We start from the raw sequence: 21,576 nt of genomic DNA, 5'->3' as shown, positions 1-21,576 counted from the left end.
CTTCGAGTCGCTGCGGGAGAGGGTGAAGACGGGAGGGAAGGAGGGAAAGACGCAGCCGGGGTTCTTGGTGCGCTTGGTGGGGCCCCAGAACTTGTTATCCCAGCGGTACTTGGCGGACTTGTAGGTGATCTCCCCCGGTGTGTAGCCGGCCTTGGTGAAGGTGAACCGGTAGGAGGCCGGGCTGGCCAGCTGCTTCTTCTTTGCGACGCTGGCGGCGTAGCCGACGGTCCCCTTGCGGGCCGGGCCGGGCCGAGGGTGGAGCCCTGCTCGAACTTGACGGCGGTCTTGACGCCCTTACCGCCGCCGACGGTTACGTTGATGTGAGCGTCCTTTTCGAGGAGGCCGAGGGCGGTGTCGGGCCGGCAGTGGACGCAGGCCGGGACGTGCTGGAGCAGAGCGTCGATGGCCTGCTGCCGGGTGGCGGGGCGGCACCGGCCGCTCTTGGCGGCGGCCCAGCAGTCGCCGGTGTGCACGCCGTCGACGTTGGAGCGGATGAGGCCGTACTGGATCAGCCACTGCGCCGGCTGCGGCCGCCGCTCCTCGCCACGGCGTCGCTCGGCCTGGCGCTGTTGTTCCTCCGCGATCCACCGGTCGATGAGGGCCAGCTGCCGTGCCGCCTGCTGCTCGACGACGCGCCGGGTAAAGCGCAGCGCGTCCAGACGCGAGAGCGGCTGCTCACCTGCTCCTCCCGGTCCCTCGTGTCCCAGCTTGCCCCTGAATTCGAACAAGCGCTCTAATTAGATTATGTACCGCGTTGACCATCTCACCGACACCCAGGAGCGCATCCTGCGCCGCATCCGCCGGCACATCACCGACCACGGCGAGGCGCCGACGGTGCAGCAGATCGGGCAGGCGGTCGGGATGCGCAGCCGGGCATCGGTGCACTACCAGCTAGTCGAGCTGGAGGCGAAGTACGCGATCGTCCGCGAGCCGGGCCACACCCGCGGGATCCGCCTCACATGAACGGCCCCGGCCGCTACCACCTGCTGCTCACCATGGACGGCCGGCCGGTGCAGCACGGCTGGTGGGGCCGGGAGGAGACCGCGCGGGACAAGTTCCGGCGCTGGATCGTCGAACGCGGCGGCAGGCCGGGCACCCGCGTCACCCTCCTCGATGAGGAGACCGGTGCTGTGCTGGCCGACTGACTCGACCAGCGGTAGTCCCGGCACCGTCCGCGGGGGTACTTGTTGGCCGCGCCGTCCTCCGGCTCCGGGTGACGGACGGCCTTCTTCACGGCCTGCTCCAGCTCGTACCGGCTGGTCTTGATGGCGGTGGCGTGCTCGGTGACGGCCGCCTGGAAGGCGGCGGAGGCTTTGCGCCAGCGGCGCAGCCGGGCGTCGTAGTCACCCCCGGTGAGGCCGGCGAGCCGGACCCGCTCCTGCTCGGCAGAGCGTTCCGGGCCGATCAGCTCGTCGGGGATCTCATGCATGGGCATCGATCCTAGGCGGCGTGCGCGCAGCGCCGACGGTCGGCCCACTGGCCGGTCGGGTGCAGCGGTGACCGGCGGCCTCCTGCCCGATTGGTGATCGAACTTGCTGCTATCGCTTCGATACTGACCATAACTTTTTTGTGCGGTCGGCTGCACCCTTTCCCTGCCCCTGGAGCGCTTGATGGAGTGGAGGCGGTTGGAGCCTCCGGTGCCGGGGTGGGCGCCGGCGGCATCCGCGGATAGCGTCCGGGCCGAAGACCCGGACGGCGAGCGCGATCTCCAACCACGCTGCACGGTGTGCTGCACGAGGCCCCTCCAGTGGTTCTCCATTCCGGGTGCCGCGCTCACCCGCTGACCGCCGGTGTCCGCATCGGCATCGCCCAGCTGGCCGGCGCCCGCACCGCGGCCCGTTCCACCGGTGCCGATCGACCAGTGGGACGTCGCCGCCCAGCTGTCGTACTGGGCGTTCCACGAGCGGCGCCGCAACGCCTACATGCGGTACGCCTACCTCCAGCTCGGCTCGGACGCCGACGCCGAAGGGGCCGTGGGCCAGACCTTCGACCAGGTGATGGACCACTGGCCGAGGATGCTGGAAATGGAGAACCTGGAGGGCTACGCCTGGACCATCCTCAAGCGCCGCATCATCGTCATGCACCGCAAGCGCCGGCGCCGGCCGGAGCTGATGGACACGGCCGTTTTCGAGGCCGCGCTCGCCGACCATGCCGATGACCCGTACGGCAGGCTGACCGACCCCATCACCCTGTACGCCGCCGTCCGTGATCTGAGCGAACGCCAGCGCGACGCGATCCTGCTGCACTACGGCATGGACCTGTCCACCGCCGAGGCAGCCGAAGTGATGGGCAACCAGGCAGCCACCGTCCGGTCCCAAATCCGCACCGGCCGTCAACGTCTGGCCACCATGCTCAAGCTCCGCTGCCCGGAGCACCCCGAGGGGGAGAACCGCTGATGACCCCGCCGCCTACCGACCACTGCACCATCGACGACCTGCTCGCCACCGCCCCTACCCGGGACCGGTACGCCGGCTACGACATGGCCGCGGCCGAGGCCCGGCTGCGCGCCCGGCAGGCGGCCCGTCACCGGCCGCCCCGCCAGCGCACCGCCGGCACCGTTCCCCTTCATACCGAGTGGACCGTGCCCGAGGACGACCGCACCCCGGACGCCGACCGCGCATGGTGGGACCTGAACGCCGTCTGCCTGATCACGCTCGGGCCCGACGCCGACACCCGTCTGGCCTACTTCATCGCCAGCCAGTACGCCGACAAGGCCGGAGCACTCGTCTTCGCCTGCCTGCTCCACCTCAGCGGCGACAGCAGCGGTGCCCGCTTCTGGTGGCGCTTCGCCGCAGGAGTCGGCCACCACCTCGCCGAGTACTGCCTCTTCCTCGAGCACGTCCACAGCGGCGAGTACCACGACGCCGACCACTGGCGCATCCAGCTGGTAAGGCACCAGTTCACCCCCACCCTCCTGTGCGGAGAGCGGTCCACCGCACCGGTGCTCAGCCCGCTTAATACCGACCAGATCCACTCCTACATCCGCCACCAGCACCACCCGGAGATCGGCACCGTCCCCCTCCCCACCCCCCCGCTGGTCGACCAGCTACGCCACCTCACCTCCCCGCTGTAACCGCCGCCTCCGCACCGGCCGCCGCTCCTGCGCGAGCGGCGGCACCGAGCCGCCGACGACCCGCTGAGCGCACGTGCGGACCCTGGGCGGGTACATAGCCTGGTGGTGCTCGGGGTGAGCGGGAGAGGTGTGCCATGCCCCGAACGATCTGGACCGGTGCCATCTCGTTTGGCCTGGTCACGATGCCGATCAACGTGGTCGGGGCCTCCGGGGACCACAGCATCCACTTCCACCAGTACCACCTGCCCGACCAGGGCCGGGTCCGCTACCGCAAGGTGTGCGAGCTGGAAGACCGTGAGGTCCCCCAGGACGAGATCGGCAAGGGATACGAGCTGACGAAGACGCAGCTCATCCCGATCACGGACGACGACCTCGCGAACCTTCCCCTGCCGACCGCGAAGGCGATCGAGATCGACGCTTTCGTCCCGCTGGAGTCGGTCGACCCGATCAGGATCGCCGAGGGCTACTACCTCCAGCCCGCTGGACAGGTCGCGGCCAAGCCGTACAGGCTGCTGGTCAAAGCCCTCTCCCGCTCATCGAAGGTGGCCGTCGCGAAGTACGCCTGGTCCGGCCGCGAGCGCCTCGGGCTGCTGCGGGTCCGCGACGACGTCCTGGTCCTGCACGCCATGCGCTGGCCCGACGAAATCCGCGACCCCACCGAGCTCCTGCCCCCGCCCACCGAGGTCTCCGAGAAGGAGATCGCCGGCGCGCTCGCCCTGATGGACACCCTGACCATCGACACCTTGGAGGGCCCGGAATTCACCGACCGCTACACCCAGGCACTCGCCGAGATCATCGAGGCGAAACGCGAAGACAAGTCCCTGCCCGCAGTCGAGGAGCCGGAGCAGCCGGCCCAGGTGCTGGACCTCATGACAGCCCTGCAGGAGTCGGTGTCCAAGGCGAAGGCCTCCCGCGGCGACGCCGAGCCGGCCGACGTGCACGAGTTGCCGCAGCCGAAGAAGAAGGCGACCGCGAGGAAGCCGCCGGCCAAGCAGGCCGGGGCGAAGAAGACGGCGGGCCGCCGGCCGCGCAGCGCCTGACCCGACGACGCGGCGCAGTGCCGATTCGTCCAGCACGACCCACAGGCGCAACGGGCGATGCGGGTCGTAGATCCGGTACTGACGTCGCAGCAGCACTTTTAGCCGCGTGCCGGCTTCTTCGACCGTGGGCAGCGGGATCGTTTTCCCGATGACCGCATGGGCGTAGGCAGGAGTCTGCAAAAGCCCGGCAATCGCCATGGATTCGTATGTCTGGAGGGAGGCGGCGTCCGTCTCCAGGGCGACGTAGACGCTCTGGGGAATGCCGCCGTAGGCATGCCGCCAGCCCTGCTGCCCTGATTCCCTGGCCATCTGCATCAAAGCGTCGATGATCTGCTGATCCGCCACTGCGTAGAGCGCACACAGATCGCGTACGTCGGGGGGACTGATGGCGCGACGGCCGTTTTCCAGGTGACTGATCTTTGGCTGGGAAACCATGAGCCGCTCAGCCACCTCGGTGATCTTCAACCCACTGGCCAGGCGGAGCCGACGCAGCTCAGCCCCCAGACGACGTCTCCTGACGGTGGGATTGCTGTTCGCCGCCACGAACGGTGTACCTCCGGGCTCCAAGTCATCCTGCTGACCCGCAGATTGCCATGGAACAAGCATTGCTGATCATGCACCATGCCGTCGTGTCCCTGGGCTGCCAAAACGGTCTGTGACTTTGTCACGTGCCTCACCGCAGGAAGCCGCCAGGCGTTCTACCCGCAAGGATCGAAACAGGCACTTATGTCCTTCCCGCACCGCGCCGGTAGAGGGGGAACTATCGCCGCGGGCCTGTATCCGTGATCGACGCCGCAGCGTGGTGGGGTCAGGAGGTGAGGATGGAGATGCCGTCTCCGAGTAGTTTCAGGCCGAGGACGAAGAAGAGGACGGCCATCACGGCGACGTTGTGTTGAGCTGCCCAGTCTTTCCAGTTTCCGAGCGTGGTCCGGGCTCGCTGTCCGCCGAGGAGGAAGACTCCGAGTGGGATGAGCAGGCCGAGCGTGGCGATCACGACGAAGATCGCCAGCGATGCGATCTGCTGTCCGACCGGGAGGCCGGCCGAGCCGATCGCGGCGCCCGCGGCGATGGTCAGTGGGGCGTTCTTTGCGTTGAGGGCGGCCAGGGCCGTGCCGAGTCCGAAGACCTTGACCGGTGAGAGGCGGTCGATCGCGCCCATCCACTTGGGCAGTTTCGCCTGCGAGGGATCCTTCGGGCGCCGATGCCACTGGCGGGCGCCGAAGAGGACGAGGAACAAGCCCAGAGCGAGCTTGAGCGCTCCCACCCAGGTGGCCGGGTGCTTGTGAGCGGAGGCACCCGCGGGGGAGGCGATCGCGAGCATCACCGCGCCCAGTACCGCGAGTCCCAGGATCCAGCCGACTGTGAAGAGGACGCCGTTGAGACGTCCCCGAGGGGTGGCGAGGACGAGGATGACGGCGATGATCGGAAGTGGGCTGACCGCGACGCCGGCCGCGAATCCCAGCACGTCACCGAGGACTGCGCCCATGATGCCTCCAGCTGAAGTCAGGGTGGCGGTGCAGTCGAGCGGAGGTCCGGCGGGGGCAGGCGCCCCGACCGTGCGCGCGGCGTGACGGGGGTTTCTTACGCGATCGTTGCGCCCGCGGCTACAGCGGAGTGGCTGACCGAAAAGGTGACGACCCCGTGCTCAGCACATACGCCTCAGCACCATCTTCCTGCACCTGGTTCCATCTGTCCTCGGGAGCATCGGATGGTGGCGTCGCCGGGTGCACCCGTGTCGCCCCCTCAGGACCAAGATGCGGGGGCTTCACGTCCGTGATGAAGATGGAGTGGTGAGGGCGATGGCGCCCCGTGTTCCGGGTGTTTGGTGTCCCTCGCACCGATCCATGGCAGGGGAGTCTCGCCATGACTGCAACGGCACAGCCATCCCAGTCGGCTCATCCCGAGCGTCCGGGCAGGTCGGACGGGGTCTGCAGTGAGTTCACCGTCTTCACCGAGATCAAGCCGGGCGAGGCCGACGCGCTGCGTGAGGTGCTCGCCGCGCTCAGTGATGCGGCGGATGCCGAGAGGGTGCATGCGGCGGTGCGCCAGATCGGCACTCTGCACGACGCACGGCACGTGATCTTCGACAACGACACGCGGTTCATGTTCGCCAGCGTCTTCGACGGCTCGTGGGACGCCTACATCGACGATTTCGCCAAGACGGTGGTCGGGGAACGCTTCGACAAGGTCTTCTCCCACAGCGAGGGGTTTCCCGGCATCGCCGATCCGGGGGTGAAGGACTGGTTCGTCGCCCACCAGGCACCCGCGGGAGTCTTCGTCAGCGCCTATCCCGAGCTCACCGTCCAGCAGATCTACAAGGACCACCGTGTGGAAGAGGCGTTCGAGGAAGTGCTGGACACCCCCGAGTTCCGGGCGGCGCTGGAGAACCCGGCCAACGCGGAGCTGGTGAACACGCCCGCCTTCCAGAAGCTGCTGGAAGAAGCCTCGGCCTAGAACCCGGACACCGCTGCCCTTCAAACCCGGCCCACGTCGGGCAACAGGGGGCTTGCCCGGACAGTCACCGACGTGGGGGACGTGGAGGCACGAAGAAGCATGAGCACGGCAGACAGCAGCAGCGCGGCCGGTGTGCGCGTGGAGATCGAGGACGTCCAGAGCGGGGCGCTGCGCCCGCGGCCCGTGCCCTACGAGGGAAAGTTCGTCTTCCTGCGCGTCGACGACCGCCACGCCGGACGTGCCCTGCTGCGCCGCCTGCTCCCGGTGACCTCGGGTGGTCTGCCGGACGCGGACCGGAGCGGGGACGCTTGGGTGGCCGTGGCGATCACCTATCAGGGGCTGAAGGCGCTGGGGGTGCCCAAGGAGTCGCTGGACAGCTTCCCGCAGGCGTTCCGTGAGGGCATGGCCGCCCGGGCGGAACGGATCGGCGATGTGGGCGAGAACGCCCCGGCCCACTGGGAGGCACCGTTCGGGACGGGCGACGTACACATCGCACTGAGCGCCCTCTCCTCGGACGCGGCACAACTGGCCGAGGAGCTGGAGCGGGCCCGTGTCGCCTTCGAGGACACGCCCGGTGTCCAGGTCATCTGGCAGCAGGACGTCCACCAGCTCCCGACAGGGCGCACCACGTTCGGCTTCCGGGACGGCATCAGCCATCCCAACATCGAGGGCGTCGGACTGCCCGGCTCCAATCCGCAGGAAGCCCCCATCAAGGCCGGCGAGTTCATCCTCGGCTACCCGGACGAGACGGGCAATCTGCCGCCCATGCCCCGCCCCGAGGTGCTGGGACGCAACGGGACCTACGTAGCTGTTCGCAAGATCCACACCAACGTGGCCGCCTGGCGCCGGTACCTGCGCGCCAACAGTGCCAACGCCGAGGAGGAAGCACTTCTGGCGGCCAAGATGGTCGGACGCTGGCCGAGTGGCGCGCCGCTGACGCTGACGCCGGAGCACGACGACCCGGAGCTGGCGGCGGATCCGCAGCGCGTCAACAACTTCCTGTACCGGGAGCACGACGACCGCGGCCTGCGCTGCCCGGCCGGCGCCCACATCCGCCGGAACAACCCCCGCGACGCCACCATCGTCGGCGACGCACGGATGCACCGGATCATCCGCCGCGGCACCACCTACGGTCCGCCGCTACCCGAAGGCGTCCTGGAGGACGACGGTGCCGACCGGGGACTGGTGGGAGTCTTCATCGGCGCCCACTTGGAACGGCAGTTTGAGTTCATCAAGTCCGAATGGGTCAACGACGGCAACTTCATCGGCTACCCCGGCGAGCAGGACCCGGTGGCCGGACACCACGACGGAACCGGCAGCATCACCATCCCCGACAAGCCGGTCAGGCGCCGCCTGCGCAACCTGCCCAGCTTCGTGGCCACGCGCGGCGGCGAGTACTGCTTCGTGCCGGGTCTGCGGGCCCTGCGCTGGCTCGCGGAACTGGAGGACTGACCCGCCAGTTCCCATCCGCTCAGGCCCCGTCACGGGTTTCGAGGAGAGGTCGACGTCATGGCAGCACAGTTCGTCCGCTACACGCCGGACGTCGAAGACGACGATCCGGACTTCGACCAGCACGTGCAGACGGTGATCGAGAAGACTGAGAACTACATAGCCGAGTCCGTCGAAGCCGGTGGCACCGGGCAGGCTCTGCGCGACGCCCACGCCAAGGGCTACGGACTGGTCCGTGGAGAAGTGGAGATCCTGGGCGGCCTGCCCCCCGAGTACGCCCAGGGCATTTACGCGACGGCGGGCACTCACGAGGCGCTCATCCGCTTCTCCAACGGCTCCCCGCACGCCGGAGCCGACGCACGGCTGGGCGCCGCCACCGGACTGGCGCTGAAGATGTTCGGCATCCCCGGCCCGACCCTGCTGGAAGACGAACCGGACACCGGTACGTTCGACTACGCCAACATCAACGGACCGATCTTCTTCTGCAACACCGTCGAGCACTACCTCTTCATCCAGGAACTGTTCCTGAACGCACCGGCCTACTTCTCCCAGGGCCGCCCCGGCGCACATCGCTTCTTCACCGAGTTCGTCACCGGCAAGGGAACACTGGACCAGGACAACTGGGCATGGGACGAGTTCCTGGCCTTCCTCCGCCTGTCGAAGACCCCACCGGCGAACATCCTCCTGTCGAGCTACTGGACGATGGGCGCCGTCAGACACGGCGACTACATCGCCAAGGTACGCATCACCCCCGACCCGGCGTGCGCGGCCGCCGTGACTCATCGTGACATCGACCCGACCTCGGCGGCGGAGGTCTTCCGGCCCGCGCTGGAAACCGAGTTGCGGGAGCGGCCCTACACCTTCGACATCCAGGTCCAGCTCTGCACCGACCTGGAACGCATGCCAGTGGAGGACACCACCGTGGAGTGGCCCGAGAAACTGTCGCCACCCGTCACCGTGGCCAAGCTCCGGCTCCCGCAGCAGGACATCTCCGGCCCGGAGAACCTGGCGAAGATGGACTCACTGTCCTTCACACCCTGGCGCGTCACCGCCGAGCACGCCCCCCTCGGTAACATCATGCGGGCCCGCAAAGAGGTCTACCGCCGATCCTCCATCTCCCGCCACAAGCTCAACCAGCAGACACGCACAGAGCCACGCAGCGCCGACGAGGTACTCGGCCCGACCCACGAGCCTCGGTGAGCCCAGCTCAGCTCGAAGACGCCAATCACAGCCCGCTGTGCCCGCAAACTACACGCGCGGGCATCGCAGATTCTCCTCGGCCGACAGCAGCCCGAGGACCGCGTGCGGCCACGGCGCCATGCTGCCCCGGCATGCCGACCCATCGCACCCCGGTTTCCCTTGACCAAAGACATAGGGGTACCCCCCGTTACCGTCTTCGTGGCTCCGCAACGGCCTCCGGCCTTCGGGTCCGGTATGACTTCCCCTCCTTGTTGTTAATGATCCGGGGGGTGGTGTGACCGGGTCCGGAGGCATCGACGGACCGCTGATGAGGGGCTTGAGCACCGGCTTTACCCGAGCCGGAAGAGCTCTCCGTAACGTGGATGTGGCAGCTCGGTGCCGAGGCAAGGCCGGACGAAAGCGTGATGGAGGGGCCTGCACGTGATCGACACCGGCGACATCGACGTCTTCCCCGGCCTGGACGTCGGCAAGGGCGAGCACCACGCCACCGCCGTCACCCCAGCGGGGAAGAGGGCCTTCGACAAGCGCCTGCCCAACACCGAACCCAAGCTCCGCGAGTTGTTCGCCAAGCTGCAGGCCAAGCACGGAACGGTGCTGGTCGTGGTCGACCAGCCGGCCTCGATCGGCGCCCTGCCGCTGGCCGTGGCCCGGGGCATGGGCTGTCCCGTGGCCTGCCTGCCCGGCCTGACGATGCGGCGGACAGCCGATCTCTACCCCGGCGAGGCGAAGACGGACGCGAAGGACGCGTTCATCATCGCGGACGCGGCCCGCGCGATGCCGCACACGCTGCGGGCTATCGACGGCGAGGACGAGACGATCGCCGAGCTGGAGATGACCGTCGGGTTCGACGACGACCTTGCCGGCGAAGCGACCAGGGCCGCGAACCGGCTCCACGGCCTGCTGACCCAGATCCATCCGTCGCTGGAGCGGGTGCTGGGGCCGCGGTTGCAGCACCCGGCCGTCCTGACCTTGCTGGAGCGGTTCGGATGCCCGGCCCGGATCCGCAAGGCCTGACGACGACGGCTGGTCACGCTGTCACGGCCGAAGGCCCCCAGGATGGCCGAGCGGCTGGTCGAGGACATCTTCACCGCTCTGGACGAGCAGACTGTCACCGTTCCGGGGACCGACGCGGCAGCGCTCATCGTCCCAAGCCTGGCCGGCTCGCTGACGGCCGTGCTTGACCAGCGCGAACTGCTGGCCACGAGGACCGAGGAACTCCTGGAGGCTCGCCCTCTTTCGAAGGTCCTGACGTCCGTGCCGGGCATCGGCGTCAGGACCGGAGCCAGGATCCTGATCGAGGTCGGCGACGGCAGCACCTTCCCGACCGCCGGCCACCTCGCCGCCTACGCCGGACTCGCCTCAGCGACCCGAGGTTCAGGGTCGTCAATCCGAGGCGAACAGCCCTCCCGGAGAGGAGACAAGCAGCTCAAACGGGCTTTCTTCCTCTCCGCGTTCGCGGCTCTGAGCGACCCGGCATCGCGGACCTACTACGACAAGAAGATCGCCCAGGGCAAGCACCACACCCAGGCCCTGCTCTGCCTCGCCCGGCGGCGGGCCGACGTCCTGTTCGCGATGCTCCGTGACGGAACCTTCTTACGAACCCCAAGCCGCGTGATCAGCATGAACAGACATCATGCCGAGAGACTTCACGAACCTGGCTGACCTGCGAACTCTCGGTACTCGTCCACGAGCCGGAAGAAGGCTTCGAGCGGAGGTTCGCCAGGCAGATTCTCCATGACCGCCGCGTCCCACCCGGTCGACATCGACCATCCACGGGTCCTGCTCAGCCAGGAGGCAAACCCTCCACTTCCACGGTGGAACTCGAACGCCTCATCAACATCGTGGACCTGAAGCGCGAGGTGGTACCCGAACATCATCACCGCCAGTTCCTGCAACGAGCCGTTACGCACCCATGCGTTCGGCCGCTGCCGAACGGCATCCAGCAGGTCGTAGACGTCCCGCCACTCCTCGACGGCCCGCGCCTTCGGCCCTCCACCCGACGCCCCCACCACATCCCCTTCCCCAGCTGACATCACCAGCAAGCTGACCCGCCACCTTGACGAACTGCATAGGGGCACCCCCCCGCGCACCAGCGCGGCCAGGGCGTTGTCGTCACTGCCTCGTGCCGCTTCCAGGGCGGCGATCACACGCAGGACCTGGTCCGGAGTCAGTTCTGAAGGCATGGCAGCACCGTAGCGGTGCCGGGTACGGACCCGGGCGGTCTTCGGCAAGGTCACGCGCTCGACGAGGACCAGGTCCGGTGCACACCGGATGGCGACAGGGTGGGGCCGTCGGTCATCGGACCGTGCGGGCCGCCTGCTCGACGATGCGGGTGACGGCCTCGGGGCGCGATACGGACACCGCGTGTGACGCGTCGATGGTCGTCGTGCGGGCATTGGCGCGGGCTGACATGAAGCGCTGGGCAGCCATTGGGATGTTGCGGTCCTCCGTGGTGATCAGCGACCAGGAGGGGATGGTCTTCCAAGCGGCCTGGGTGGACTTCTCCTCCAGGGCGGCGGCGGCGATCGGACGCTGCCCGGCTGCCATGAGCCTGGCCTTGTCGTTCGGCACGTCTGCGGCGAACTGGCTGCGGAACTTCTCCGGCTTGATGTACACGTCCGCGCCCTGACCACCGTCGGGCAGGATGTAGTTGACGGTCTCGACGGCTTGGCCGAGGGTGCTGCCGGGGAACTTGTCCGTCAGTCCGATCGAGCTCTCGCCCTTGTCCGGCAGGAACGCCGCGATGTAGACCAGTGCCTTCACCTTGTCCTCCAGGCCCGCGGCGGCCTGGCTGATGACGGTGCCGCCGTAGGAGTGACCGACCAGGACCACGGGCCCGTCGATGTGGTCGAGGACGCTGCGCAGGTAAGCGGCATCGGTCGCCGGACCACGCAGTGGGTTGGCGGCGGATACCACCGGGTAGCCCGCACGCTGCAGCCGGGCGACGACACCGTCCCAGCTCGCAGCGTCGGCGAACGCTCCGTGTTCCAGCACGATCGTCGGACGTACGGGGTGATGGGGCGTAGCGTCGGCCGCAGCGGGCAGGGTGACGGCGGCGACGGACAGTCCGACGGCAGCGGTGACACCGAGCAGCGCGGATCTGCTGCCCGGACGGACGAGGCGGTTGTTGCGCATATGTGAAATCCCTCTTGTTCGATGGATGGTGCTCGACGGGCCGGAAGGCGATGCAGCTGGGTACGTCGAGAAACGGGGCCCGGGTCGCTACGCCGGTACCGGGTTGACGTGCGTCCGTCTGCGCCGCGTGAGCAGCGCGATTCGGGGCGTTGCTGGGCGGCAGCCGACAGCGCCCCGGGGAGCGGCTGCCGGGCTGCGGTCCGAGGGTGGTCCTGAGGCTTTGGCCTCGCCCGCCCACCGGGCGAGGAGCGTCGTCGTCCTGCCCTACGAGGTGGCGACCGGACCGGTTCATCCGCCGGCGGACTGCTCGTTCGCGGTCATGGATGGCGGTGCGCGTGCCGCGGGCAGCGGCTTCCGGACGTGATCGAGCCTATGGCCGAGGTGGTGCCGTAGCCCTCACTCTTCGTGACGATTGCCGTGTCGCACCGTGAGTGCGGAAGCTGCAACCCGGATGAGGGAGCGAGCTCCCCTCCAGCCGGATGACGGCCCGCTCGATCGTGTTCCTGGGCAATGTTTTCCCGGAACATGGTCCATGTGCGCGCCAGATCATGAGTGCTGCGAGCACGACGGCGCGAGAGTTGTGTTGAGACGGTTGACGGCACGTTCGGTGGTGTGCCGCGGCGCCGCGCGCGGAGCCTACGGCTGCACCTCAGCCGGTACGCTCCAGGACTTCGTAGACATGCCTGAGGTAGCTGTGCGTGCGCTCCGAGCCGAGGACCCCGTCGCCCACCCGGTTCATCGTGTACGAGAACGTGACGCGCCGGTCGAGGTCCATCATGACGATCGAACCGCCCCGACCGACCCAGAAGCAGATCCTCCCGGTGGGCATGTGCGGCATCGTCCTCGGATCGGCGAGTGCGTAGCCCATGCCCCAGCGGACGGGAACGCCCAGGAACAGGTCGACTCCGTCGGCCTGTACGTCGAACACCTTGTCCACCGTCTCCTCGGAGAGAAGCCGGCGGCCGTTGACCTGACCGCGCCGCGAGATGACGGAGAGCGCTCGGGCCAGGCCACGTGCGTTGCCGTGTCCGTTGACGGCTCCGAGTTCGGCGGAGCGCCACTGCGGGGTGTCGACGTGCTCGTCACGTGCGGGGCTTCCGAGCAGCGTCCTGGTGAAGATCCCCTCGGGATCGAGACCCGTGGGTATGCCGCCCAGCTGCGAGGGGGGCACCAGATCGGCGATACGCGGCCAGTCGGCCCGTCGCGCGCCGATCTGGACATCAGCTTGCGTCGGTTCGGCGATCTCGGTGGCGACGAACTCCGTCAGGGTACGACCACTGGCCCTCCGGACAAGCTCTCCCACCAGTTGCCCTTGGGTCTGCACGTGGTACCCCGAAGCGGAGCCCGGCTCCCACCAGGGTGCCTGCGCGGCCAGCCGGGCACTCGCGGTAGGCCGATCGTAGAGGTCCTCCATGCAGAAGGGCTGCTCCCAGCCGGAGAGTCCCGAGGTGTGAGCCAGGACGTGACGCACCTCGATGTGCTCCTTTCCCTGGGCGGCGAACTCGGGCCAGTAGTGCGCGACCGGGCGGTGCAGATCCAGCGCGCCCCGGTCGACGAGAATGAGAGCCGCGAGATTGGTGAGGGTTTTCGTGGTCGACCACATACTCACCAACGTGTCCCGGTGCCACGGAACGGTCCGTGCTTCGTCCGCGTGGCCACCCCACAGATCGACCTCCATGACCCCGTCCACATCGACGGCGATTGACGCCCCCAGCTCCTCACCGGCTTCGAGGTGCGCCCCCAGCACCGCTCGTACCGGTTCGAATCGGTCTGTGCTCGTTCCCTCAACACCCATGATCTTCTCCACTTCGGACGACGACTGTGCGGCTCCGGCCCCCTGATCAGGTCCGGTTCTCCGCCTGGAACATCCAGCTCTGCTTCTCGAGATCGGCCGTCAGTCCGACGAGGAGATCCTCGGTGACGACATCCACCGGGCCCATCGCGACGATGCGCTCACGCAGCCTTCCGGTCACGGCAGAGAGCGCGTACACCAAGGCCTCGACGGCGTCACTGTCCTTGGTCCAGCCCGGCGGAAAGACGGGCACGCCACTGGCTCCCGCGACGGTCCCGGCCCGTCCGTCCGGACTGACGCCCAGGGCGGCCGCGCGCTCGGCCACCGTGTCGGCGTGGTTGCGGGCGACGGTGGCGGCCTCGTCGAGCTGGACGTGAACCGAGCGGAAGCGCGGGCCGTACACATTCCAGTGGGCCTGCTTGGCCACCAGGGACAGGTCGAGAAGGTCGGCCAGGGTCGCCTGCAGCGCCGCACCCGCGGTCTCGCGGTCGCGCTCGGGCAGAGGGTTGTTGACAACCGGCACAGGAGTGGGGTCCTTTCGTGACAGGCGCCGGCTCTCAGGCGGCGAGGAAGTCGAGCAGGGCGGCGTTGACCTCGGCCGCGTGGGTGAGCAGCAGCCCGTGCGGAGCGCCGTCGATCTCGACGTACCGCGCGCCGGGCAGGCGGCGGCGGAACTCGCGGGCCGTGGCGTCGATCGGCAGGATGCGGTCGGCGGTCCCGTGCAGGATCAGCGACGGCACGTCGATGCGCTCCACGTCGGCCCGGAAGTCCGTCAGCCACGCCGGGACGCACGCGTACGCCGCCATGGGCGCCGAGTCGATGGCGGTGGCCCAGTTCGCCCGCAGCGCGGCCTCGCTGAGCCGCGACCCGAGCGTCTCGTCGGTGTTGAAGAAGTCGACGAAGAAGCTCTCGTACCAGGCGTAGCGGTCGGCCTCCGCCTGCTCCGCGATGCCGTCGAAGACGCTCTGGGGCACACCGGTGGGGTTGTCCGGCGTCTGCAACAGGAACGGCTGGAGCGAACCAAGGAACGCCGCCTTCGCCACCCGCTCCGAGCCGTGGACGCCGAGGTAGCGGGCGACCTCGCCCGAGCCCATCGAGAACCCGACGAGAACCACGTCACGCAGGTCCAGCCGCGTCAGTACGGTGTCCAGGTCGGCGGCGAAGGTGTCGTAGTCGTAGCCCGTCATGGTCTTGCTCGACCGGCCGAAGCCACGGCGGTCGTAGGTGATGACGCGGTAGCCGGCCTTGACCAGCGCATCGGTCTGCTTCTCCCACGACTGCCCGTCCAGCGGGTAACCGTGGATCAGGACGACCGGCTGCCCCGACCCGTGGTCCTCGTAGTAGAGATCGATACCGGTCGAGCCCTCGGTGCCGACGCTGATGGTTCCCATGGTGTGCCTTCCCGCCCGTCCGCCGTGTGCGCACCGGGCATGGCACAAACCTAGGAATCAAGCAGGTCGGACCGCGTCCGTCGGACTACGGCTTCGTCGTACGTCATGGCGCTGCGTCTTCCGCGTACGTCATGACGCTGCGCCTTCGGGGTACGTCGTCGTGCCGCCGAGCACCGCGGCGAGTTCGCCGCGGGACGTGACCCCCAGTTTGGGGAACATCCGCTGGAGATGGGTGCTCACCGTCCGGGGCGAGACGTACAACCGCTCGCCGATCTCCCGGTTCGTCAGACCCTGCGCGGCGAGCTGGGCGACATGCAGCTCGGTCGAGGTCAGCCGGTCGACCGCGGCCGGATCCTGGCGCGGGGACGACGCGCCCGCGGCGCGCAGCTCCTGCCGTGCCCGCTCCGCCCATGCCGACGCGCCGAGGGCGTCGAAGATCTCGCGTGCGGCCTGCAGGGCGACGCGGGACTCCGCGGGCCGCCGGTGACGCCGCAGCCACTCGCCCAGCGCGAGGCGCGCCCGCGCCCCCTCGAACGGCCAGTCCATGGGGACGGCGGCGAGGGCCGCCCTGTACAGCGGCTCGGCGGCATCCTGTGGGCTCAGCAGGGCCCGGCCCAGTCGCAACCCGCAGAGCAGGGCGGGCGAAGACGTCGTTTCCCCGAGCGGGGTCAGCTCCCGCACGATGTCGCGTGCCACCCCTGCGGATCCGCTGCGCACCGCCGCCTCGACCAGCTCCGCGACCGCGTAGAAGCGCAGCCAGGAGTGGAAGGCAGGGTCGGCCGGATCGAAGACGCGGTGCAGGTGGCCGAACGCGTCGCTGTAGCGGCCCTGGCAGAGTGCCGCCTGCCCGCGGGCCATCTGCATGATGGCCAGCACCGGGCGCCCTCCGCTGGGAAGAGCCTCGCGTTCGGCTTCCGCCGCCCATGCCTCTGCCGCCGGGTCGCCGCTGACGGCGGCCAGCTGCGCGCGGATGGCATTCACCATCGCGTGCACAAGAGGCTGACCGGTTTCGCGGGCAAGCGACGCGGCCTCCTCCGCGGCGAGGGAACCAGCGCGCACGTCACCCAGGCGTGCGGCGCTCCCCGCCTGGACGCAGAGGGCTCGAGCCAGCATCGACAGCCTGCCCTGCGCTCGCAGGGCGTCCAGCGACCTCGCCGTCAACCGGCTCGCCAGGGCGGGAGCGCCCACCGTCACGGCGGCGGCCCCCAGAAGCTGGTCCCCCTCCGCATTTTCCGACGAGCGCTCCAGCTGACTCGCCAGGCCCTCCATGACCCCTTCCCCACGCTCGACCGGCGCCGAGTACGCCCGCAGAGCGACCAGGTCGGCGTTGTCGGCAGGCACGGGCATTCGGTCGGCAGCGGCGGCGACCCGCTCGCGGGCGGCCGGGCCCGGCTCTCCCCAGAAGCACTGCAGGACCGCGCTCCACAGCATGCGCAGCCCCAGTGTCGACTCGCCGCCGGCGGCGATCTCGACCGCCAGCTCGGCCAGCTCGGCGGTCGCGGCGCCCTCGCCCCGTGTCCCCTCGGCCAGAGCGATGCTGACCCAGGCCGCGCGGCCTTGGTCCCGGACCGAAAGGTCCAGTGAGCGCGCCTGGGCCAGCAGATGCGTTGCGATGTCTCCTTGGCCCGACTCCAGTGCGAGCTCCGCCGCCCGGAGCAGCCGGTCCGCCCGCGCGGAGGGGCCCTCCGTCAGCTCCGCCGCCCGCCTCAGCGCGGTAAGAGCTGCGGCGACACCGCCTCGCCGCAGGGCTCTGCCGGCAGTGGAGTCCAGATCCCGTGCCACTCGTTCGTCGAGACCGGCGGTGGCGGCGGCACGGTGCCATGCCTGCCGATCGGGCTGCCCCTGGAGCGCGGCGGCCAGCGCGGCGTGCGCGGCCTGACGTTCGGCGGCGGTGGCGGCGTGGTGCATCGCCGAGCGGATGAGGGGGTGTCTGAAGGCCGATCCCTGAGCCTCCACCAGGCCCGCGTCGATCGCTGCCTCAAGAGCACCGACGTCAACCGCCGTCCCGAGCATCCGGGTCGCCGCGGCGAGGCATTCGTCCATCGTCCCGTCACCGTTAAGGGCCGAGAGGAGCAGGACCGCACGGGTGTCGGCCGGCAGGCGGGAGACCCGTGCCGTGAACGTCCGCTCCAGCCGCGCGGTCAGCGGCAGCGGACCCGGGTTGAGCGCGTACGCCCCGCCGACCGACTGCAGCGCGACCGGCAGCTCGGTCAGCGCCAGCGGGTTCCCGGCGGCCTCCTCCAACAGCCGCCGTCTGACCTGCTGCCCCAGTCCGGGGGCCACCGCGTCCAGCACCTCACCCGACACTTCGTCCGTCAACGGGCCCAGGTGCAGCACAGACAGGCCGGCACTGCTGAGGCGGTCGTCGAGGTGCCGGGTGACGGCGACCAGAACGAGGGGGTCGGACTCGATCCGCCGCGCCACGAACCCGAGTACATCGAGGCTGGCACGGTCCATCCAGTGGGCGTCCTCGACGACCACCAGCAGTGGCGCCTTAGCCGCCGCGTCCGTCAGCAGGGTCAGCGCGGCCAAGCCGACGAGGTACAGATCGGGTACGGACTCGTCGACGAGCCCGACGGCCGCGAGCAGCGCGGTGCGCTGACGTCCCGGCAAGTCGTCGATCCTGCCCCGCAGTTGGTGAACCAGCTGGTGCAGACCGGCCCACGGTAGGTCTTCCTCCGACTGGACCCCCACGGCGGTGATCACACGGGTCCCGCCGCGTGCTGCCGCGTCCGCGGCCTCCGCGACCAGCGCCGACTTGCCGATCCCCGGCGCGCCGGTGATCACCGTCGCGCCGCCCGAACCGGCGGCCCCCTGCTCGACCAGGGCAGCCAGCGTGCGACGCTCCGTATCGCGCCCCAGTAGCGCCCGCCGCTGCATGCCGCACCCCCGTTTCTCTGTGTCTCTCCAGCACCCGACGGCTCCGCATCCTCGCGGAACCAGGCGACCCGGCGGTATCTCCACTGGCGGGCGACCTGGAACCCTGGCCTGGATGCCGTTCATGCAATGGTATGCATGCCGCCGAGCGGGAACGACCGCTGTCCACGTCCGTGAAAGGGAGGGTGACGCGGGCACGGCATAGCAGCGCTTGGGGGCCGATACGCCACTTCCAGCGAAGACCGCAACACACGCCCCTCGAACAACGACTGCACACGCCGGCCGCCTCCCTCTCCCCGGCCATCGCCTGGCAGCACTTCGACGAACGCCGCCACGCCGCCGCCGGCCGCTTCTGGCACGCCGCCCTCCACAACGCCCTCACCGCCGGCCGGCGCGACCTCGGCGGGGGCATCCTGTCCGACCTCGCCCACCAACCGCTGTGGCTCGCAGATGCCCGCGGTGCCGTGGCCATCCTCGAACACGCCATCCCGCGCACCCCACACCCCACCGCACGCTCCTTCCTGCACCTCCGCCAGGCCCGCGCCCTCGCCGCCCTCGGCGAGGACGGCCCGTGCCGCCGGGCCCTGACCGCCGCAGATAAGGCGCCGCAGGCCCCCTCCTGCGACCCGGCACCCGCCTGGTGCTCCTGGACGGGGACGGCGGATCTGGCCGCGGACAGCGGCAGATGCCTCGCGGATCTCGGCCAGCGACAACGGTCTCACCAGCTCATGGACGAGGGCATCGCCTTGCTCACGGCCACCCGCTCCAAGACGCGCGCGGTGTTCCTCCCGGCTGACCGTTCACGGCAGGCGAATGCTCGTTGAGCGTGTCCGCGCAGGTCGCCCTGTCGCGCATGTCGCGGCCGAGATGGGCATCTCCCGCGCGACCGCCCACAAAGCAGGAACCGGGGGTACTGCTCGGCCGAGCTCCATCCCTGGTCGCCGCCGAACTGATCGAGGACCGGGAGCACCAGGGTCAAGGACGGGCGCTCACCGCCGGCGAGTGGGTGTGCGCTGTGGCTCTCAAGGACGTGCGCTGATGGTCAAGTCAGCCCGGAGGTGTAGAGCGAGGATCGATCACGTCGTATTCATCCCCCTGCAGGAGTCACAGCGTGCATATGCAAGGCACAATCGGCCGACGGGTCGCGGGTCTGATGCTGGCGTTCGCCATGGCCATCGGTCTGATACAGGTCGCGTCGTCATCGGCACACGCCGATCCGAGCGGCCCGATCAGCAAGTTCGACTGGGACATCGGCGAGCTCTACTTCACCGGTGATGTGGCCCACCAGAACTATTGGGACGCGATCAACGCCCTCCATCAGATCAGTGGCCACGCCATCCCCAATCACCCCGAAGTGTCGGGCCGGGTCAGCGAGACGACCCTCCTGCCGACGCGTCTCATCGAGGCACGTCTGGTGAATGCCGGGGACTACATCGGGTCGCTGTACTGGTGGGCGGACAACCTGTACTTCGCCGGTTTCTACCAGGACAGCACACACACGCACTACGTCTTCCCCGATGTCTGGCCGAACGAGTTCAGGCAGGTCACCGGTTCCTCCCGGGTCGAGACGCTGCCCTGGAGCGGCAACTACAGCCGTCTGCCGGGCGGGGACACCACGAGTCGTCAGACGCGGGCCATCAACACGCACAACCTGACAGGCGCGTTGGAGAGCATCGGGGACGCGCAGTCCCGGCTCAGCGGTGACAGCACCGCGTTCGGGCGGAACCTGACCACCATCATCCAGGCGACCTCCGAAGCGGCCAGGTTCGGCCGCATCTTCGACGTCATCAGGGGCAACCTCCGCAACGGGACGAGCAACGCCCTCGGGCAGGCGAACGTCACCCTCCAGCAGGGCTGGGACGGTGTCTCCAGCTGGATCTACCGATGGCTGGGCGGCACGCACTCCACACTCGTGTTCAACGGCGTCGCCTACGCGACGCTGGACGCCTGGCTCAACTACGTCGGATACATGGAGCTGAACTCCAAGGCCCCCCGGTGACCAAGCCGTCGGGATGACCCACTCCCGGCCAGGCGGCGATCGCGTTCGATCCGCTCGTGGTCGGTGATGAGGTCACGGTGGCCCTCGGACGCTGGTGCCGGGGGTCACTCGGCGTTGGAGCATCGGCCCCCGGCAGATGGCACCTCGACGGCCACGCGCGTGCTGCGCCCACTGACCCGTGGCCGTACAGCCCCGGAGGCGCGGACAGCGGCGGCTCTGGCATACCTCCTATCGGTTGCGGCGCCGGTTGATCACGATCGGTATGACGACGCAGAGGATGGCCACGATGAACAGGAGGGCACCGGGCGTCCCTCCGGGAGTGACCTCTGTACGTGCGAATTCCATCAGCTGACCTCTCCCTTGCCGCCGGGACGTTTGCCGCGGAATGACAGGTAGACCAGCAGGCAGACGGCATCGGCGACGACAACCACGATCAGCAGCGGATACGCGGCGCCGAGCCCTCCTTTCGCCCACAGGAGCACGGACAAGGCGTAGGCGACCAGGGAGGCGAGGGTGACGATCACGGCGTTCCTGCGGATCGCCTGCCTGCTGCCGTACAGATTCTCGAAAGTCTGTCCCACGGTGTCTCCTTGGCGGACGGGCGGCCACCCGGTGGTGGCCGCCCGTCGTTCATGACTTCAACTTGCTCTCGACTGTGTTCGAGGTCCAGTCGCCACGGCAGTGCTCGCGTAACCGCACCCGGCTTCGACGGCCACTGCTCCGGCGCCTGCGGTGGGTGCTCCGGCAAAGCCGGCCACGAACTGGCAAGCGGACTCGACCACGATGCCGGCCGCGATGCCGGAAGCCTGGGCCACCAGAGCGTCGGTGTCGCCCTGTGCAGCGCTGGAGACGGCGTCGTAGACCTCCTTGCCGTCGTCTATAGCGCCGCCGAGGCTGATGGTGCCCGTCGGGTCGATGCGGTTGACGGGGTCGCCTTCGGCGTAGAGGTAGGGGTTCTTCTCCTGGCCGGAGGGGTCGGGCTGGGTGAAGCGGCCGGTGTTGGCGTCGTAGTAGCGGGCCTGGAGGTGGTAGAGGCCGGTGGGGTCCTGGTAGTTGCCGGCGAACCGGTAGGGCTGGTCGACCGGCTCGCTGGACTGGGCCAGCAGACGGACGCCGCGGGGGCTGTAGGTGTAGGTGTCGACCTTGTTGCCGTCCACGTCCACCAG

The 21,576-nt window shown here is 69.1% G+C and carries 20 protein-coding genes and 3 pseudogenes; 11 read left to right on the top strand and 12 right to left on the bottom strand.

Features of this window, described 5'->3' with window-relative positions:
• Nucleotides 1-473: DUF6233 domain-containing protein (locus AB0E62_RS38665; protein WP_362205385.1), on the bottom strand; the 473-nt coding region annotated here is incomplete at its 3' end.
• Between the two features lie 271 nt (nucleotides 474-744).
• On the opposite strand from AB0E62_RS38665, the gene AB0E62_RS38660 reads away from it, so the two are divergent.
• A complete protein-coding gene (locus AB0E62_RS38660) occupies nucleotides 745-963 on the top strand; it encodes a hypothetical protein (protein ID WP_362205382.1) in 219 nt (72 codons plus the stop codon).
• Between the two features lie 13 nt (nucleotides 964-976).
• Here AB0E62_RS38660 and AB0E62_RS38655 read toward each other — a convergent pair whose 3' ends face one another.
• Nucleotides 977-1,429, bottom strand: a complete 453-nt coding sequence (locus AB0E62_RS38655; protein ID WP_362205379.1) for a hypothetical protein — start codon at nucleotides 1,427-1,429, stop codon at nucleotides 977-979.
• Between the two features lie 418 nt (nucleotides 1,430-1,847).
• On the opposite strand from AB0E62_RS38655, the gene AB0E62_RS38650 reads away from it, so the two are divergent.
• From AB0E62_RS38650 to AB0E62_RS38640, 3 genes are all read left to right on the top strand, one after another.
• Nucleotides 1,848-2,396: a sigma-70 family RNA polymerase sigma factor gene (locus AB0E62_RS38650; protein WP_362205376.1), complete on the top strand. Its 549-nt coding sequence runs from the start codon at nucleotides 1,848-1,850 to the stop codon at nucleotides 2,394-2,396.
• On the top strand, nucleotides 2,396-3,073 hold the full coding sequence (locus AB0E62_RS38645; protein ID WP_362205373.1) for a hypothetical protein: 678 nt from the start codon (nucleotides 2,396-2,398) through the stop codon (nucleotides 3,071-3,073). Before AB0E62_RS38650 ends, AB0E62_RS38645 begins: the two co-directional genes overlap by 1 nt.
• A gap of 134 nt (nucleotides 3,074-3,207) precedes the next feature.
• Nucleotides 3,208-4,113: a Ku protein gene (locus tag AB0E62_RS38640; RefSeq protein WP_362205370.1), complete on the top strand. Its 906-nt coding sequence runs from the start codon at nucleotides 3,208-3,210 to the stop codon at nucleotides 4,111-4,113.
• On the opposite strand, the pseudogene AB0E62_RS38635 reads toward AB0E62_RS38640, so the two are convergent.
• Together AB0E62_RS38635 and AB0E62_RS38630 are read right to left on the bottom strand one after the other, a co-directional pair.
• A pseudogene (locus AB0E62_RS38635) lies at nucleotides 4,111-4,656 on the bottom strand (Scr1 family TA system antitoxin-like transcriptional regulator); the annotation flags it as partial. The gene AB0E62_RS38640 and the pseudogene AB0E62_RS38635 sit on opposite strands and share 3 nt — an antisense overlap.
• A 265-nt stretch (nucleotides 4,657-4,921) precedes the next feature.
• Nucleotides 4,922-5,599, bottom strand: coding sequence for a GAP family protein (locus AB0E62_RS38630; RefSeq protein WP_362205367.1), 678 nt, complete (start codon nucleotides 5,597-5,599; stop codon nucleotides 4,922-4,924).
• 377 nt (nucleotides 5,600-5,976) lie between these two features.
• On the opposite strand from AB0E62_RS38630, the gene AB0E62_RS38625 reads away from it, so the two are divergent.
• From AB0E62_RS38625 to AB0E62_RS38610, 4 genes and pseudogenes are all read left to right on the top strand, one after another.
• Nucleotides 5,977-6,567 (top strand): hypothetical protein, encoded by a 591-nt coding sequence (locus tag AB0E62_RS38625; RefSeq protein WP_362205364.1) that lies wholly within the window; start codon nucleotides 5,977-5,979, stop codon nucleotides 6,565-6,567.
• Nucleotides 6,568-6,666: 99 nt separating this feature from the next.
• A complete protein-coding gene (locus AB0E62_RS38620) occupies nucleotides 6,667-8,019 on the top strand; it encodes a Dyp-type peroxidase (protein ID WP_362205362.1) in 1,353 nt (450 codons plus the stop codon).
• Between the two features lie 57 nt (nucleotides 8,020-8,076).
• Entirely contained in the window at nucleotides 8,077-9,216 is a 1,140-nt protein-coding gene (locus AB0E62_RS38615; protein ID WP_362205359.1) for a catalase family protein, read from the top strand.
• A 423-nt stretch (nucleotides 9,217-9,639) separates the two neighbouring features.
• Nucleotides 9,640-10,878, top strand: a pseudogene (locus AB0E62_RS38610) (IS110 family transposase).
• On the opposite strand, the gene AB0E62_RS38605 reads toward AB0E62_RS38610, so the two are convergent.
• The 6 genes from AB0E62_RS38605 to AB0E62_RS38580 all read right to left on the bottom strand — a co-directional run bounded on the left by AB0E62_RS38605 (nucleotide 10,863) and on the right by AB0E62_RS38580 (nucleotide 18,414).
• On the bottom strand, nucleotides 10,863-11,399 hold the full coding sequence (locus AB0E62_RS38605; protein ID WP_362205357.1) for a hypothetical protein: 537 nt from the start codon (nucleotides 11,397-11,399) through the stop codon (nucleotides 10,863-10,865). The pseudogene AB0E62_RS38610 and the gene AB0E62_RS38605 overlap by 16 nt on opposite strands.
• 112 nt (nucleotides 11,400-11,511) lie before the next feature.
• Entirely contained in the window at nucleotides 11,512-12,351 is an 840-nt protein-coding gene (locus tag AB0E62_RS38600) for an alpha/beta hydrolase (RefSeq protein ID WP_362205354.1), read from the bottom strand.
• Between the two features lie 649 nt (nucleotides 12,352-13,000).
• Nucleotides 13,001-14,158 (bottom strand): serine hydrolase domain-containing protein, encoded by a 1,158-nt coding sequence (locus AB0E62_RS38595; protein ID WP_362205351.1) that lies wholly within the window; start codon nucleotides 14,156-14,158, stop codon nucleotides 13,001-13,003.
• A 34-nt stretch (nucleotides 14,159-14,192) separates the two neighbouring features.
• The gene (locus tag AB0E62_RS38590) at nucleotides 14,193-14,666 is read right to left on the bottom strand and encodes a DNA starvation/stationary phase protection protein (RefSeq protein WP_362205348.1); all 474 of its coding nucleotides are present in this window, start codon (nucleotides 14,664-14,666) and stop codon (nucleotides 14,193-14,195) included.
• A gap of 34 nt (nucleotides 14,667-14,700) precedes the next feature.
• Nucleotides 14,701-15,534 (bottom strand): alpha/beta hydrolase, encoded by an 834-nt coding sequence (locus AB0E62_RS38585; protein WP_362205345.1) that lies wholly within the window; start codon nucleotides 15,532-15,534, stop codon nucleotides 14,701-14,703.
• A 129-nt stretch (nucleotides 15,535-15,663) separates the two neighbouring features.
• Nucleotides 15,664-18,414, bottom strand: a complete 2,751-nt coding sequence (locus tag AB0E62_RS38580) for an AAA family ATPase (RefSeq protein WP_362205342.1) — start codon at nucleotides 18,412-18,414, stop codon at nucleotides 15,664-15,666.
• Nucleotides 18,415-18,596: 182 nt separating this feature from the next.
• Between AB0E62_RS38580 and AB0E62_RS38575 the strand changes: the two genes are divergently transcribed.
• The 3 genes and pseudogenes from AB0E62_RS38575 to AB0E62_RS38565 all read left to right on the top strand — a co-directional run bounded on the left by AB0E62_RS38575 (nucleotide 18,597) and on the right by AB0E62_RS38565 (nucleotide 20,410).
• Nucleotides 18,597-19,235 (top strand): hypothetical protein, encoded by a 639-nt coding sequence (locus AB0E62_RS38575; RefSeq protein WP_362205339.1) that lies wholly within the window; start codon nucleotides 18,597-18,599, stop codon nucleotides 19,233-19,235.
• Nucleotides 19,225-19,308, top strand: a pseudogene (locus AB0E62_RS38570) (hypothetical protein); the annotation flags it as partial. The gene AB0E62_RS38575 and the pseudogene AB0E62_RS38570, both read left to right, overlap by 11 nt.
• A 220-nt stretch (nucleotides 19,309-19,528) precedes the next feature.
• Nucleotides 19,529-20,410, top strand: coding sequence for a ribosome-inactivating family protein (locus AB0E62_RS38565; protein WP_362205336.1), 882 nt, complete (start codon nucleotides 19,529-19,531; stop codon nucleotides 20,408-20,410).
• A gap of 344 nt (nucleotides 20,411-20,754) precedes the next feature.
• On the opposite strand, the gene AB0E62_RS38560 is transcribed toward AB0E62_RS38565, so the two are convergent.
• Together AB0E62_RS38560 and AB0E62_RS38555 are read right to left on the bottom strand one after the other, a co-directional pair.
• Nucleotides 20,755-20,991: a hypothetical protein gene (locus tag AB0E62_RS38560; RefSeq protein WP_362205333.1), complete on the bottom strand. Its 237-nt coding sequence runs from the start codon at nucleotides 20,989-20,991 to the stop codon at nucleotides 20,755-20,757.
• Nucleotides 20,992-21,048: 57 nt separating this feature from the next.
• The coding region (locus AB0E62_RS38555) for an RHS repeat-associated core domain-containing protein (RefSeq protein ID WP_362205330.1) at nucleotides 21,049-21,576 on the bottom strand (528 nt) is incomplete at its 5' end.

This window comes from Streptomyces sp. NPDC038707, assembly GCF_040636485.1.
Lineage (GTDB): Bacteria > Actinomycetota > Actinomycetes > Streptomycetales > Streptomycetaceae > Streptomyces.
This window is presented reverse-complemented; position numbering and strand designations above follow the sequence as displayed.